General features: G+C 45.1%; 13 protein-coding genes. 7 read left to right on the top strand and 6 right to left on the bottom strand.

What is annotated here, in order from left to right:
• Nucleotides 1–49 precede the first annotated feature (49 nt).
• Nucleotides 50–763, top strand: coding sequence for an HAD-IIB family hydrolase (locus tag ACLHR0_RS29415; protein WP_436491434.1), 714 nt, complete (start codon nucleotides 50–52; stop codon nucleotides 761–763).
• 147 nt (nucleotides 764–910) lie between these two features.
• Complete coding sequence (locus tag ACLHR0_RS29410; RefSeq protein ID WP_436491433.1) at nucleotides 911–1,288, top strand: hypothetical protein; 378 nt, start codon at nucleotides 911–913, stop codon at nucleotides 1,286–1,288.
• On the opposite strand, the gene ACLHR0_RS29405 is transcribed toward ACLHR0_RS29410, so the two are convergent.
• The 3 genes from ACLHR0_RS29405 to dxs all read right to left on the bottom strand — a co-directional run bounded on the left by ACLHR0_RS29405 (nucleotide 1,289) and on the right by dxs (nucleotide 5,590).
• On the bottom strand, nucleotides 1,289–2,326 hold the full coding sequence (locus ACLHR0_RS29405) for a PAS domain-containing protein (RefSeq protein WP_436491432.1): 1,038 nt from the start codon (nucleotides 2,324–2,326) through the stop codon (nucleotides 1,289–1,291).
• 209 nt (nucleotides 2,327–2,535) lie between these two features.
• Nucleotides 2,536–3,582, bottom strand: a complete 1,047-nt coding sequence (locus ACLHR0_RS29400) for a flavin reductase family protein (protein ID WP_436491431.1) — start codon at nucleotides 3,580–3,582, stop codon at nucleotides 2,536–2,538.
• 82 nt (nucleotides 3,583–3,664) lie between these two features.
• A complete protein-coding gene (gene dxs / locus ACLHR0_RS29395) occupies nucleotides 3,665–5,590 on the bottom strand; it encodes a 1-deoxy-D-xylulose-5-phosphate synthase (RefSeq protein WP_429043916.1) in 1,926 nt (641 codons plus the stop codon).
• 222 nt (nucleotides 5,591–5,812) lie between these two features.
• On the opposite strand from dxs, the gene ACLHR0_RS29390 reads away from it, so the two are divergent.
• Both ACLHR0_RS29390 and ACLHR0_RS29385 read left to right on the top strand, forming a co-directional pair.
• Nucleotides 5,813–6,841, top strand: coding sequence for a sensor histidine kinase (locus tag ACLHR0_RS29390; protein ID WP_429062004.1), 1,029 nt, complete (start codon nucleotides 5,813–5,815; stop codon nucleotides 6,839–6,841).
• Between the two features lie 91 nt (nucleotides 6,842–6,932).
• Nucleotides 6,933–7,661, top strand: a complete 729-nt coding sequence (locus ACLHR0_RS29385; protein ID WP_079469799.1) for a LytR/AlgR family response regulator transcription factor — start codon at nucleotides 6,933–6,935, stop codon at nucleotides 7,659–7,661.
• 97 nt (nucleotides 7,662–7,758) lie between these two features.
• Here the strand turns inward: ACLHR0_RS29385 and ACLHR0_RS29380 are convergent, their stop codons facing one another.
• Nucleotides 7,759–8,514, bottom strand: a complete 756-nt coding sequence (locus tag ACLHR0_RS29380) for a geranylgeranylglyceryl/heptaprenylglyceryl phosphate synthase (RefSeq protein WP_079469798.1) — start codon at nucleotides 8,512–8,514, stop codon at nucleotides 7,759–7,761.
• A gap of 327 nt (nucleotides 8,515–8,841) precedes the next feature.
• On the opposite strand from ACLHR0_RS29380, the gene ACLHR0_RS29375 reads away from it, so the two are divergent.
• The 3 genes from ACLHR0_RS29375 (at nucleotide 8,842) to ACLHR0_RS29365 (ending at nucleotide 13,697) form a co-directional block, all read left to right on the top strand.
• A complete protein-coding gene (locus ACLHR0_RS29375) occupies nucleotides 8,842–12,138 on the top strand; it encodes a vitamin B12-dependent ribonucleotide reductase (RefSeq protein ID WP_436491430.1) in 3,297 nt (1,098 codons plus the stop codon).
• 549 nt (nucleotides 12,139–12,687) lie between these two features.
• The gene (locus tag ACLHR0_RS29370; protein WP_370911238.1) at nucleotides 12,688–13,188 is read left to right on the top strand and encodes a hypothetical protein; all 501 of its coding nucleotides are present in this window, start codon (nucleotides 12,688–12,690) and stop codon (nucleotides 13,186–13,188) included.
• Between the two features lie 20 nt (nucleotides 13,189–13,208).
• Nucleotides 13,209–13,697: a YcxB family protein gene (locus tag ACLHR0_RS29365; protein WP_370911237.1), complete on the top strand. Its 489-nt coding sequence runs from the start codon at nucleotides 13,209–13,211 to the stop codon at nucleotides 13,695–13,697.
• An 11-nt stretch (nucleotides 13,698–13,708) separates the two neighbouring features.
• Here the strand turns inward: ACLHR0_RS29365 and ACLHR0_RS29360 are convergent, their stop codons facing one another.
• Nucleotides 13,709–14,425 (bottom strand): DUF2490 domain-containing protein, encoded by a 717-nt coding sequence (locus ACLHR0_RS29360; protein ID WP_429043923.1) that lies wholly within the window; start codon nucleotides 14,423–14,425, stop codon nucleotides 13,709–13,711.
• Between the two features lie 110 nt (nucleotides 14,426–14,535).
• Nucleotides 14,536–16,026 carry a SusD/RagB family nutrient-binding outer membrane lipoprotein gene (locus ACLHR0_RS29355; RefSeq protein ID WP_370911235.1) on the bottom strand — a complete coding sequence of 497 codons (1,491 nt, stop codon included), beginning with the start codon at nucleotides 16,024–16,026 and terminating at the stop codon, nucleotides 14,536–14,538.
• Nucleotides 16,027–16,029 lie beyond the last annotated feature (3 nt).

The following is a 16,029-nucleotide window of genomic DNA, read 5'->3' as shown; positions in this document are numbered from 1 at the left end:
TTTTTATCGGCATCCGTATTCATTGAAATCATTAAAGCAACCAGGACACATGTTATTAGCTACAGATCTGGACGGTACATTTTTAGGAGGTACAACGGCAGATAAGGAACAACTATATAGTTTATTGCAGCAGCAGAAAGATATACAGCTGGTGTTTGTAACCGGGCGGGGCATACGCAGTGTATTATCGTTACTGGAAAATAATAATTTACCGCGGCCCGAATATATTATTTGCGACGTAGGCGCCACTGTTACCCATTTGCCTACGCTAACGGCGGTAGAGCCGGTGCAGTCGCACATTGCGGCCAAATGGCCCGGTGATCACGTGAGGGAAACATTGAAAACAGTGAAGGGATTACTGCACCAGGAAGCACATCAGCAATACCGGTGTTCTTACTATTATGATGATAGTACAGATATTGAAGGCGCCCGTGAAATTGCGGCATCGCTGCAATGTGACCTGATTTTATCTGCCGGAAAATACCTCGACATATTACCTTCCGGTGTGAACAAAGGCTTTACCTTGAAACAGCTGTTGCAAGTGCTGGCATTGCCGCATCAGAATGTGCTGGTAGCCGGGGACTCTATGAATGATTATTCCATGTATGAAACCGGATTTAAAGGTGTGGTAGTAGGTGATTCGGAGCCCGAATTAATAGCGCGCACTGCAGGAATGACGCACGTATTGCAGGCACAGCGGCCGGGCGCCGGCGGCATCCTGGAGGCGATGGCTTTTTTTCCTGAGTTTGGCATTTATCTGTAAAAAGAAGTGCAAAAGTGAGGGGTTGAATAGAAAAAGATTGTACCTTGGAAGAGGTCTTTTCTGGTAAATTAATATGGATATTGACAACAGCGTTTGGTATGATGAATAGTTTTTTAATCATCATTTAAATTGATAAATCAATACACCATGGAAATCACAACTCCCACTGAAGAACTGCACCAGCAGTTGAATTCCTGGAAAGAAGAAGTAAACGAAGTAAGAACTGAAGTAAAAATGATGCGGGAGCGGTTGGAACAGATCGCCCTCAGCAAAGCCTCCAGGGATATAATGACACAGGTTGAACATTTTGAAAACCGTTTACTGCGCCAGCGCGAAGTAGCTGATGAAATGCATCATGACATCAAGCAATGCGCTAAAAGAGTGGCCAACACGCCGGTAACCGTGGTGCATGACGACCGTCCTATTGATGACTTTCAAACCATACAGCACCGTATGGAGATTTTCCGGAAATTATATTTATCACTAAAGGAAGACTTCAACCAGTTTATACCTTGTGAGGTATAGCTATTGGAGGGCTTTTACTTTATGCTCAATTTTATGAATGATTTCATCCAGCTGAAGGGTGGATTCATGCAGCCATTCCATGAGCTGGGTGTTGAGATGCAGGTCCTGATTGCTTTTATCAAATAAGTCTGCGATGCTGAGTATAGATACTACCGGCCTGCGTATTTCGTGAGAATTGATCCAGGCAATTTCCCTGAGTGTTTCATTTTGTTCTTCCAGTTGCCTGGCTTGTTTTACGAGCTTGTCGATATCCTGTATCATGCCTATCATGCGATGGGGGATATTGTTTTCGTACATGATGAATGCCCGGTCCACCACATATTTATGGCTGCCATCTGCGCATTTAAAGCGGTATTCTTCCGACCAGTAATTCAGGTGTGCCAGTTTGCAGGCATCAAGTGAAGTAACGATCCTGGCATGATCTGCCGGGTGAATATTATTCTGCCACCATTGCACCAGGTCGGTTTCATCATGGTTGTTATAGAGGAAAAGATTATGCAGGCCGTGGTTCCAGGTAACAACGTTTGTCAGGAGGTTTTTGTCGTATACCGCGTCGTTGGTTGCCTGTGCAAGTAATTCATAGCGGATACCCAGTTCACGCGCTTCTCTGGTGGCTTTCACCTGTGCATCCACATCCCTGGCCATGATGAAGCGGGCATTTTTACCAAAATATACTGCAGGAAGCGAGTATATCTCCACAAAAAAATTGGTGCCATCTTTTTTACGGTGTTTCCAGATGCCCCTGTATTCATCTCCATTACACCGCTCCGCGGCATTTTCTACCAACAGTGGTATATCTTCTTCATTCCGTATATCCAATAACGTTAGATCCAGAAATTCTTTTCTGCTATAACCATATTTTTCTACCGCGGCATTGTTAACAGACAAAAAGCGCATCGTGGCTTTTTCGTAGATCCACATGGGGATGGGATATTCATTAAAGAGATGTTCGAACTGAAGGGGACGTTTGTCTGATAAGAATGTGGCGACGATCAGCAGGGCACATACACTGCAAAGCGTTAGTATGCTGAGTGACAATAATAATGAAGAATGCTGGAAACCGTTTTTAAACAGGAGGTAGCTGTTAATAATGATAACAACAATCAGAAGCGATAAGCAAGTAAGCTTTATTGGGATTGGGGTATTCCGCATCACCTGATTTTCCACATAATTTAGCTAAAATTTTAGCAATCCAAAAAATAATATCAGATCGTTATGATTGATAATATTTTTTATATTATATGATTTTATAATTCTAGTATTATTTCATTACTTGCCGGATATCCGACGCAGGTAAGTATAAGCCCTTCGGCCAGTTCTTTATCCGTTAGTACTTCGTTTACCGGCATCCATACTTTGCCGCTCACACACTGCGCTGTGCAGGAACCGCATACACCGCCCTTGCAACTATAAGGTAGTAATACTTCATTGGCGAGGGCGTAGCTAAGGATGGTTTGATTCGCGGGAACAGCGAGCTTATACTCTGCATTGCGATAGCGGATGATTACCTGTTTCGGATCGTGATCCTGCGGTAACGGTGTTTTGGCAATCCGTGCATCTGTATTCACTACAAAGTTTTCCTTATGGAGTTGTGATTCCCGGAAGCCCATAAAGGTGAGCGTAAGCAGGATGGTGCGCATATAATCGGGAGGACCGCAGAGAAAGAACTGTGCATGCTCCCGGTGATAACGGATATGCGTGTTCACCAGTTGCTCCAGTAAAATATTGTTGAGCCTTCTGTAGGTATGGTGACTATCCGGATCATTGCTGAAAAGCCAGATACATTCCAGTTGATGCGGGTAACGTTTTTGCCACGCCAGCAACGCTTCATAGAAGATGGTTGTTTCGGGCGCAGCGTTGCTGTAAATCAGTTTAACATGCGCGTGCGGCTCCGTTGTTAATATATGTTTCAGCAGCGAGAATACGGGTGTTATACCGCTTCCTGCGGCCAGCAGGAAAATGTCTCTTTCTGCAGTATCTGACTTTTCGTAAGTGAAGCGGCCGGAGGGCTCCAGTGCAGTAACGATATCATTTACTTTCCAGGTATGGATAAGATGGCGGGATATCTCGCCGTTTTCTTTTTCGCGGATCGTTACCGACAGAAAGGGATCTACACCTGGTGTGGAGCTAAAAGAATAAGAGCGCCTGTATTCTTTGTTGTTGAGCGTAATGAGAAAGGTGAGGAATTGTCCGGCCAGATATTCCAGTGGCTCCGGCGATGTATTTTCCAGCTTATAAGTATAAGTACCGGGTGTTTCGCGTATGATCTCCGTTATCCTGAGCTGAAAGTACATGGTATAAAAAAGTTTAGCTACCTGAATATTCAATTCCTGTGGAAATTAAATATTCAGGTAGCTAAATAACTAAATTCTTTTATTAAATAGTGACGGTAATTTTTTCTTTCAACATATCCCTGGTAGTGCGTGCAATGCCGGCGGCATCATAACCACATTCGCGGTATAATTCGTCCGGCTTGCCATGTTCCACAATTCTATCGGGTATGCCCAACCTTTTAACGGTTGCTTTATAGTTGTTGTTAGCCATGAATTCGATGACTGCGCTACCGAAGCCACCTACAATTGTACCATCTTCTACGGTAATTATTTTGTCGAACGACTGGAAGATATCGTGCAGCATTGCTTCATCCAGTGGTTTTACAAAACGCATATCGTAGTGAGCGGGTTGCAGGCCATCTCCAATCAGTTCTTTACATGCTTCAGCCACGAAGTTACCGGTGTGTCCGAGGGAGAGGATCGCGATATCTTTTCCGTCGCGGATTTTCCGGCCGGTACCTGCTTTAATGGCTTTAAACGGCGTACGCCACTCCGGCATTACGCCTTGTCCGCGTGGATAGCGGATTACATAAGGCATATCATTTTCCGGCAGTTGTGCGCTGTACATCAGGTTGCGCATTTCTTCCTCATTCATGGGTGCGCTGATGATCACATTGGGGATACTGCGCATGTAAGCAATATCGTAGGCGCCATGATGGGTAGGTCCATCTTCTCCTACGAGTCCTGCCCTGTCGAGGCAGAATATCACCGGCAGTTTTTGGATGGCTACGTCATGTACAGCCTGATCGAAGGCACGTTGGAAGAAAGAGGAGTAGATGTTACAGAAAACGCGCATGCCCTGCGTTGCCATGCCGGCAGAGAGGGTAACGGCGTGTTGTTCGCAGATGCCCACGTCGAAGGCTCTTTGCGGCATTTTCTCCATCATAAATTTGAGGGAAGAGCCGGAAGGCATCGCTGGGGTGATACCGATAATTTTATCGTTTTGTTCTGCGAGTTCAATAATGGTATGGCCAAAAACGTCCTGGTATTTAGGAGGTTGCGGGCTGGTGACCGGTTTTTTGAATATTTCGCCGGTAATTTTATCGAAGAGACCTGGTGCGTGCCAGGTGGTTTGGTCCTTTTCTGCGAGTGCATAGCCTTTACCTTTGGTGGTAACGATGTGCAGCAATTTCGGACCGGGAATATCTTTCAGGTCCTGCAGGGTATCGGCCAGTTTGGTGATGTTGTGTCCATCAATGGGACCAAAGTAGCGCATCTTCAGTGCTTCGAAGAGGTTGCTGGATTTTGACACTACACCTTTGAGGCTGGCTTCCAGTTTGGAGGCCATGTCGCGGGTAAATTTCTTTCCTACCGGTAATTTGCCCAGCAGGTTCCACACATCATCCCTTACCTTGTTATAGGTGGGGGAAGTGGTGATATCTGTGAGATATTCTTTCAGCGCGCCCACATTAGGATCTATGGACATGCAGTTATCGTTCAGTATAATGAGCACGTTGGCGTTTGCCACACCGGCGTGGTTGAGGGCTTCGAAAGCCATACCTGCTGTCATGGCGCCATCGCCGATTACTGCAATATGCTGGCGGTCGAATTCGCCTTTGTAGTGGGAAGCCATTGCCATGCCTAACGCGGCAGAGATGGAAGTGGATGAATGTCCTACGCCGAAAGTGTCGTAACGGCTTTCATCTCTTTTAGGAAATCCGCTGAGTCCTTTATATTTCCTGTTGGTAGGAAATGTTTCCCGGCGACCGGTGAGAATTTTATGGCCATAGGCCTGATGGCCCACGTCCCATACCAGTTGATCGTAGGGGGTATTAAAAACGTAATGCAAAGCGACTGTTAGCTCCACAACACCGAGACTGGCCGCGAAGTGGCCACCATGCACACTTACCACGTCAATAATGTATTGACGCAGCTCCTCACATACCTGGTGAAGCTGTTCTTTATTCAGCTTTCGCAAATCAGCGGGATATTCTATCTGGCTCAACAGTTGACCTGCCTTTATATTCATAATTGGGCTCAGGGTTTATATGAAGTAACAAAAATACATAAAAATATGTGGTAAATAGTGTAAGGATGACAGGAAAATAGGACAGTTCTGTGATATTTCACCATTCAGATACAGCCATCTGCCATTTACCTTTTTTGATTCACCATTTATAACATTTAGGTTTCTGCTGGGGGCGCTGTAGGGTATTTTTGGAATATAGGTGAAGTTTACTAATTTGATTGAATGTTTAAACAAATAAACAAATATTGGTGGTGCCAGATATTGGGGTGGTCGGCATATTTTCTGATCAATGTTTTCTTCGCCTTTTCTGTTTACAGGAAAACGTCTCCGGACGCGGCTTATTATCTGAATCTGGTAATTTTTGTGTTATTCGGTTTTATCGCCACTCATCTTTTCCGCAACCTGATCCATCGGTTTGCCTGGGTGAATTATAATTTTGAGAACCAGATTCTGCTGTTTATCGGGTTAATGACGGGGTCGGGGCTGGTGTCGTATATTGGATATTACTTTTTTGGAATATACCTGTTACACTTATCGGATACGCCCATCCAGGTGGGGATTGTAGGATCTTTCCTGATCACTACCATCTGGTGGTTTCTATATTTCATATGGCATTACATTGAAAGGAACCGGCGGTCGCAGGTGGATCAGTTAAAGCTGGAGACTACTGTGAAGGAGCTGGAGTTGAAAACGATTAAAGCGCAGCTGAATCCACACTTTATTTTTAATGCGCTGAACAGTATCCGGGCGCTGGTAGATGAAAACCCACAGCGGGCAAGAACTGCCATCACAGAGCTTTCCAATATCCTGCGGAGCTCTATGCAAACGGAGAAGGCGGAAACGGTGAGTCTGGAAAACGAATTGAATATAGTAAAGGATTACCTTGCATTGGAACATATCCGGTTTGAGGAGCGTTTGAGTGTTAAGTATGAGATTGACCCGGATACGCTGGAGTTACAGGTACCACCGATGATGTTGCAAACGTTGGTGGAAAATGCCATTAAGCATGGGATTTCCCGGATCATCCGGGGAGGCTCGGTTTATATTCATTCTTCCCTGAAGGGTATGCAGCATGTAATTACCATTGAAAATACCGGTCAGATTATAGAAAACAATATGAACGGGCATGGCTTTGGATTACAGAGCACCCGGCAGCGGTTGAGCCTTTTGTTTGGCAGCAGGGCTTCTTTTGAAATCAGGAATAAAGATGAGCAAACGGTGGAAGCTACTGTAGTGATGCCCTTGCTCTAAATCACTTGTTATAAACTGCTGTAGCCGGATTAACTGGTTATAGCTATTATTTTTAAATCAATTAAATCATCAACCAAACTTCATATTGCCAATGAAAAAAGCATTGATAATAGATGATGAACGCCTGGCCAGAAGTGAATTGAAAAAATTACTGGCAGATCACCCGGAAATAGTGGTGGTGGGGGAAGCTGTGAACGCGAAGGATGGTATAGAGAAGATAGAAACGCTTCATCCTGACTTACTGTTCCTGGATATCCAGATGCCTGATAAAACAGGTTTTGATTTGCTGGCAGAGCTGGAGAAAACGCCGCAGGTGATTTTCACTACTGCATATGATGAGTATGCGCTGAAAGCATTTGAGTACAATGCACTGGACTACCTGTTGAAACCGGTAGAGCCAAAGCGGCTGGCAGATGCGATCCATAAACTGCATCAGCAGGATGAGAAGGACCGTTTGGCGGCATCTGGTGGTATCCGTAATTTATTGTCTGAAAATGACCAGGTTTTTGTGAAAGACGGCGACAGGTGCTGGTTTGTGAAGCTGCAGGAAATCCGGCTTTTTGAAAGTGTGGGTAACTATGCGCGGGTTTATTTTGAAACCAACAAGCCTTTGATCCTCAAATCATTGAATGCACTGGAAGAAAGACTGGACGAGCGTACTTTTTTCCGTGCAAACCGTAAACATATTGTGAATCTGCGGATGATTGAGAAAATTGATACTTACTTTAATGGCGGCTTGTTGCTGGAAATGCGCGGGGGCGAAAAAATTGAAGTAAGCCGCAGGCAGGCAGTGAAGTTTAAGGAGATGATGAGCCTGTAAGTATTTAGCGGTCAGCTAATAAAACGAATGACAGCAGGAGACAGCAGATCTCCTGCTGTCTCCTGCTGTCATTCGTTTTATATTTTATGCTATATCTTTAGGCTTTTACAGGAACAGAATGCACGGCGTCTGCCAGTTCCTTAATGAGAGAAAGGTCTTTCTCAATGGCGTTGCCTACTACGAGGATATCCGCGCCTGCTTTACAATTCAGGTAAGCTTTTTCTGCATCTCTTATACCTCCTCCTACAATAATAGGAGCCTGTACCTGGCTGGCCACCCTGCTGATCATACTTTCTGTGATAGGTACACGGGCGCCGCTGCCGGCATCCATATAAATCACTTTCATTCCCAGCATTTCCCCTGCTATTGCGGTACACATGGCAATATCTGCCTTGTCTGCCGGGATAGGCATGGTGTTGCTGATATAAGAAACTGTAGTGGGTGCTCCGCCGTCGATTACCATGTAACCGGTGGAAATTACTTCCAGTCCGCTTTTCTTCACAGCAGCGGCAGATACCACATGCTGTCCAATCAGTAATTCAGGGTTTCTGCCGGAAATTACAGACAGATAGAGTAAGGCATCAGCATATTTTGATACCTGGGAAGGGCTTCCGGGAAATAATACAACGGGAATGTTGCAGCTGGCTTTCAGCTGTTGTACGCATTCATCAAGGTGATCAGAGATCACCAGACTACCTCCAAGGAAGATATAATCAACTTTGGCAGCAGTGCATTTATCAGCAATCTCTATGATGCCGGCAGGTGTTACCTTATCCGGGTCAATTAAAACCGCGAATGCCTTTTCCTTTTTAGCCTTTCTTTCGATGAACGAAGTGTATATGTTATTGTACATCAATAGCGCATTGTTCCGGTTGTCGCAAATGTATAATATTTTTATTAATAACACACATTGCTAAATAAATATGCATTCAATTCATTTTCTATTCATGAACTTCATGATACCTAGCGGATTATGTGTAACGCAACTGTAAACGTTTTGTTAATGACAAATTTTAAGCCGGATTTCTTTTTGGCTTTATAACAAACGTGTTGGCAAACTGTTTGCGCAATTATCCACAATCTGTGCAAAATAAATGGGCCGCTCCAGGCATTTTAAAATTAATTTTAGAGTACTCCGCTATACTAACTCATTTATATCATCTAAGAAAAATTTACGGGCATGGAAAATCCAGTCAATAGTAAGAATGGGCTTGCGTTTACCCGCCATTTTACCAAAGAAGGTGTGAGTCCATACGATCAGTTTGCCTACGAACTCCGCTCTTCTGTGATCCGGAATCCCGGTGGCGATGTAGTATTTGAAATGAATAACGTGGAAGTACCGGCTGCCTGGTCGCAGATTGCTACCGACATCCTGGCGCAGAAATATTTCCGCAAAGCAGGGGTGCCGCAGGCTGATGGCACTTCAGGGAGGGAAACTTCGGTGAAACAGGTGGTGCATCGTATGGCCAACTGCTGGCGTGCCTGGGGTGAAAGATATGGCTATTTCGCTTCCGCGGAAGATGCCCGGATTTTCTATGAAGAGCTGACCTACAGTATGCTCAACCAGTCGTGTGTGCCTAACTCCCCCCAATGGTTTAATACCGGCTTATTTGAGAGCTATGGTATTAAAGGCAAGCCACAGGGGCATTACTATGTGGAGCAAAATACCGGCAACCTGGAAAAGTCTACTTCTGCTTACGAGCGGCCTCAGCCTCATGCCTGTTTTATTTTAAGTGTAAACGATGACCTGGTGAATGAGGGTGGAATTATGGATTTATGGATGCGGGAAGCCCGCATCTTCAAATACGGTTCCGGTGTGGGTACTAATTTTTCGCATATCCGGGGAGATGGGGAAAAGCTCAGTGGTGGCGGAACTTCCAGTGGATTAATGAGTTTTCTGAAGATCGGGGACCGGGCCGCGGGAGCAATTAAGTCGGGTGGCACCACCAGGAGGGCCGCAAAAATGGTGTGCCTGGATCTTGATCACCCGGAGATTATGGAATTTGTAAACTGGAAAGTAGAGGAAGAAAAGAAGGTGGCAGCGTTGATTGCAGCTGGCTATTCTTCTGATTATGAAGGAGATGCATATAAAACGGTATCTGGCCAGAACTCCAATAATTCTGTCCGGGTACCGAATTCTTTTTTCCGGGTGTTGGTGGAAGATGGCGAATGGGAACTCAAAGCCAGGAGTACCGGCAAAACTACAAAAACGGTAAAAGCAAAGGATTTATGGGATCAGATTACTTATGCTGCCTGGCGTTGTGCAGATCCGGGTACGCAATATGACACGACTATCAATGAGTGGCATACCTGTCCGCAGGGCGGGCGTATTAACGCCTCTAATCCGTGTTCAGAATATATGTTCCTCGATAATACAGCCTGTAATCTGGCGTCCGTGAACCTCCGGCGCTTTTTCGATGATGAAAGTAACCTGTTTGATGTTCCCGGCTTTGAGTACACCGTGAGGTTATGGACAGTGGTGCTGGAGATTTCTGTGCTGATGGCACAGTTCCCCTCTAAAGAAGTGGCACAGCTTAGTTATGAATACCGCACGCTGGGGCTGGGTTATGCCAACCTGGGCTCTATGCTGATGGTGAGCGGCATTGCCTACGACAGCGAGGAAGCGCGTGGCATATCAGGAGCGATATCCGCTATTATGACGGGGATTGCCTATAAAACTTCTGCGGAGATGGCTGCACATCTGGGCGCCTTTCCCCGGTATGAAGAGAACCGGGAAGATATGTTGCGGGTGATGCGGAATCACCGGGCGGCCGCATACGATGCCTCTGATGCGTATGATGGACTGGAGATAAAGCCCAGGGGCATTGATGCACGGTATTGCGCGGATTACCTGCTGAAATCGGCCACCAAGGCATGGGACGAGGCAGTGAAGCTGGGTGAGCAATATGGTTACCGGAATGCACAGGCGACGGTGATTGCACCTACCGGCACTATTGGCCTGGTGATGGATTGTGACACTACCGGCGTGGAGCCTGATTTTGCATTGGTGAAATTCAAAAAGCTGTCTGGTGGCGGCTATTTTAAGATTATTAACCAGTCTATTCCTACGGCGTTACAAAACCTGGGCTATTCTTCCCACGAAATAAAGGCGATTGTGGATTATGCAAAAGGAACCGGCAATTTTGCGGGGGCGCCTTATATTAATCATCAGTCGCTGAGTGAGAAAGGATTTATGGGGGAAGAGCTGAAAAAGCTGGATACCGCCGTTTCTTCTTCCTTTGATATATCGTTTGTATTTAATGTTTATACATTGGGAGAAGAGTGTTTGCAGCGGTTAGGGTTTAAGGCGGAGGATTATTACAGTCTTGAGTTCAGCCTGTTACATGCTTTAGGATTTACGGATGAGCAGATAGAAGCGGCGAATGATTATGTGTGCGGAACAATGACGGTGGAGGGGGCTCCTTACCTGAAAGATGCTCATTTACCTGTATTTGACTGCGCCAATAAATGTGGAAAGCATGGAGAGCGGTATATACATGCGCATGGTCACATCAGGATGATGGCGGCGGTGCAACCTTTTATTTCAGGGGCTATTTCCAAAACCATTAACCTGCCGAATGAGGCGGCTGTGGAAGAAATTGCGGATGCTTACAAGCTCAGCTGGCAACTTGGGTTGAAAGCCTGTGCTTTGTACCGGGATGGTAGTAAGTTAAGTCAGCCTTTAAGCAATAAGAGTGATAAAAGGAAGAAAGCGGAGCCGGTGAACGAGGTGGCTGCCGGGCAGGACCTGCAGCAGCTGACGATTGATGAGTTGCTGGAGGAAGTGAACAAACGGATGCTGGCCAGCAGGGACACCACCTTAAAGCGCCAGTTGTCGAGGATTGTGGAGCGGCAAAGTTTGCCATCCAAACGGGGTGGGTTTACGCAAAAGGCAAATGTAGGTGGCCAGGTAATTTTTGTGCGTACCGGAGAGTACAACGATGGTACGTTGGGCGAAATATTTATTGATCTGGCGAAAGAGGGCTCTACTTTACGGAGTTTGATGAACTGTTTTGCCATTGCCGTTTCTGTTGGATTGCAATACGGGGTTCCGTTGGAAGAGTTTGTAGATAAGTTTGTCTTCACGCGGTTTGAGCCGGCCGGAATGGTAGATCATCCCAATATTAAATCGGCCACCTCGCTAATCGATTATATTTTCAGGGTGTTAGGATATGAGTACCTGGGCCGTACCGACCTGGTACATGTGCTGGATTCACCTGGTAATACGGGTGAAGGGGATGCGGATGAGGAGGCGCCGGTTCCATTGCCAGGAAAGGTAAACAATAGTGGGCAAGCTGCTCCGCGTATTCCCAGGATGCAGGCGGCTACAGCATTTCAGCAGGAAAGTGGTACGCAGGATTACCTGAAAAGTATGCAAAGTGATGCGCCGGCATGTAATACCTGTGGACATATCACGGTGCGTTCGGGTACTTGCTATAAATGTTTGAATTGCGGTACCAGCATGGGTTGCAGCTGATTGATGTTACAACTTCTTGTTAATGATATGTTATTTAGGCTCTAAAATTTCAAAGAAAAATAACATGCCCTTACCTTTGTATTCAAATAGGGTTTTCATAGGATAGTAACAAATTGAGGGCGCTTTTCTAGGCGCCCTTACTTTTTTCAAAAAACACCTGTTTTTCTTCTCTTTATCCAGGCAATATTTAGGTCCTGATTCTTTACAACATATTTTTTTCATTTGATATTTTTCTAAAAAGATCAATCTAATTGCATCTTTTTTAAAAACGTGCAGAAATATTAATATATTTCTAATATTTAATCTTTCCCCTAACTCACGATATAATTTTATTATATTTGTTATTGTATTAATTTTTATTATGGTTACTGTCCTATGAAAAACCAAATATTCCTACACCGCATGATTCATCATGCACTGTAAATGACTCTCGAAAGCAATGGTTCGCCCATTGCTTTTGTTTTTTTCAGGGGTTTTTACGCATATTTTGGAATCTACTAGAAATCTCAAAATATAATTGTATTTTTAAACTCGAAAATTTGACGCCTTATGAAAAAGCTGTTGTTTATGCTGTTGGTAGTTTTGGCCGCAGCCGCATCAGCAAATGCCAGCACTGGTTTCAAAAACGGGGATAATAATGGTGATAAAAACGGAGACAACAACGACAACCGTAATAACGCCAAAAACACGAATAATGCCAAGCCTGTAAGGGTAGAAGAGTTTGTGTTAATGTTTCCGCGGGTAGAGACAACTGAGAAAGTGGATGAAGCAGAGTTGGAGAAAGCTATTGTGGACTTATACAAGTGGTATTTACAAAACGAGACTAAATTAAATACAAACGACTTCCTCAAAGGGAGTGGTAAGGAAATGGCTTTTCCTTTCAAGGTAGATCCAAAAACCTTGCAGCAATATTTTCTGTTCATCAAGAAGAACTTCCCCGGATTCAGCGAGGACGATCTGTCTAATGTAAAACGCAGCCGGAAGAAGGAAGCACCTGTTACTGTGCGTGATGAAATGGATAATCCGATGTCGATTTCAGTTAACAGATAAAATAGTTTTGCCAGGCGATAATGCATTTAGAGTTTAACTACGATAAAGGGGATGTGTTGCATGCATTGCGCTATCATTTTATGCGAAGAGGCGAGATTAAAGTCTTCCGCAATACCCTTATCATCTTATTACTTGCTACTTTAACAGGTTATTTTTTTAGCGTGGTGACCACCGGTGCGCTTACTGGTATTGTTATCATGATACTGGTGCTTGGCTGGGTATTCTGGTACCTTTTACCTGTTTCCATTTACAATAAGGCGGCTACTTTTAAAGACAGTATACATCTCAAGTATTCTGACGAGGGATTATTGATTACCACCCGGGGGAGTGATCATCCGCGTAATATCAGCTGGAGCAATTTTTCCAGGGTAGTGGAAACTGAAAAATTCTTCTTCCTCTATCGTGATAAGAAAACTTTCTTTCTCATTCCCACCAGTGCTTTCCAGACAGAGGAGGCCTACCGCAATTTCGCGGGCATACTCAAATCGAAGTTTAGTAATTACCGGTAAGACTTTCTGCGTTACAGGTTAATATTCTGGAACACGCTGAAATGCAGGATATGGTTCATGGTTTTAGCGCCTGACGTAACCTGGACCAGCTGGTTCATATAGCCTATATCTGCTTTGAGATTAGGATTGAACTGATATCCAAAAGCAACCAGGAAGCGATTCTGATCGAACAGCAGGTTGCTGATATCATTTCCCCAGAGATTTAAAAAGATTTCGTCCTGTAGGGCCACGTAAAACGGGGTGGCTGCTTTTTTATGAAGGATGGGTAGTTGTGTGCGGTTGAAATAGCGGGCGCGGTTACCATATTTCCAATTACCGATAGCATGCGGATCTCCGGGAGCTGACGGTTGGGATACCCAGCGTTGTTCCAGCCGTACCCGGTGGGTCATATCCAGTTTTTTTGCTTTATGGATGTATTGTTCAAAGATGCGTTGTTCAGGCAGCCATGTATTGCTGGTGGCATTGTAAGTGGGCACATATGCATATCCCAGTAAAATATGATCCTGTTTGGTAAGGGAATATTGCAGACCGCCGCGCATGAGCAGCTGACCTTTGTTACTGATACCATCCCTGATGCGTAACTGCACATCAAAAGGCACCGCCCATTTACTGTTAATTTTCATGGTGCCGAAATAAGTATACCAATTCTGGTAGGCATGTGTTGTTTCCTGTGCTGATACCAAACGGACAATAGCCAGCAGGGCCATTGTTAGCAGTACTTTCCTCATGATCGTTGAATATAGGTGGGGTTAAAGATAAATAAATCGGTATAAAAAAAGAAAGCGCCTGCAGATGCAGGCGCCGGTAGATTGTTGTTTAGCTATAGTTGATTGTTGTATCAGAATTTGTTATACCACAGTTTGGTGCCTTTTGTGTCGCCACCGATGTCGGAAGCGGCTTTTTCGTAGCTGGCCTTATTCTGTGTTTGCTCGGTCTGCAGGTAAGTTAACCTGTAGGGCACCATTGTAACGCTGGGATCCAGTGAACCGGATACCGGAGCTATGAATAATGGTTGTCCGCCTGGTTTGCTAAAATGAAGCCTGGTTCTTTCAAACCATGCCTGGAAGCCCTGCGGATAAAGCGCGAGCCATTTTTGCGTACCGATCACATTTCTCCAGTCGGCGGCTACGTAAGGTACTTTCGCTATATATGCCTCGATAGCAGCATCCGTGATATCTGTGTTGTTGGTAAGTGTACGCCAGTAGCTGATAGAAGCGGTGATGCCTTTTGCATAGTGCGTAGCCGCATCATCGCCCACATTCATGCCTCTGGCAGCAGCTTCCGCCAGGATAAACTCTACTTCTGCATATCCCATTAGAATGCCTGGCATTGTGGCGCTATATATTTGTGTGCCGGGAAAGGAGTAGTTGTCTATAGGAAGCCTGTCCGGATTTGAAGCGGACGAGCCGTAAGGCATACCTTTGATGGTATCGCTAATGGCTGAAGGCCGGGCGTAAATGCTGAGGCGGGGATCATTTACACTTTTCATATAATCCACCAGGGTGGCGCTTACAGAAAAGTCGATGATATCGCGTTCAGAGTCATTATAAGGGAATTTGTTGGGTGCTGCATTCAGGTATTCGAACTCGGCATTGTCACTGTTATCGCTAAGGGCATCCTGATAGTGCGCTTCAATGATCTGTTTGGCTTTTTGTGGGTTGGCGTCTACCATGCGGATGGCCAATCTGAGCATCAGCGAATTTGCCAGTTTCTTCCATTTTTCTACATCTCCGTTATAAATAATATCCCCGGTTTCAAAGCTAATCTGTGATGTGTCCAGCACATTTATCTGCGCCTGCAGGGTGTCGAGCAGGGAGTTATAAATGGTTTGGGCATCATCGTATTGAGGGGTAATATTACTGCTACCCTGGAAGGTTTTTGTATATGGAATATTTCCGTAGGTATCTGCCAGGATCTGGTAGATCCAGGCGCTTGTGATTTTTGCGATGGCACTCTGGTTAGTCGCGCCGGGCAGCCCCGGGTTAGCCGCGTTTTGTTTAACCAGGTCATCAAGATTATGCAACGAGATACGGTATAATGTATTCCAGAAGGCGGCATTATTACCTTCATCGAGATTGAACTGGCTATCATTTGTCCTGGAGTTTCCAGTCCAGAATTGTGCATAGTTCATGGCGATGAAACCGTTTTGTAATCCGCTGTAAAGCATGTCCATCGTGCTTTTCTGGGCGCCCGTGAGCAGGTTTGCCGGCGAAGCGGTAGTTGGCCTGGTTGGATCAGTGTTCATATCATCCAACTTTTTACAGCTGGTAACTGCCAGTGAAGCCAACAAGAACAGGATGCTGCTATATTTAAAAATCTTTTTAGTCATCTT

The sequence above is a fragment of the Chitinophaga sp. ARDCPP14 genome (genome assembly GCF_051362515.1).
Classification (GTDB): domain Bacteria; phylum Bacteroidota; class Bacteroidia; order Chitinophagales; family Chitinophagaceae; genus Chitinophaga.
This window is presented reverse-complemented; position numbering and strand designations above follow the sequence as displayed.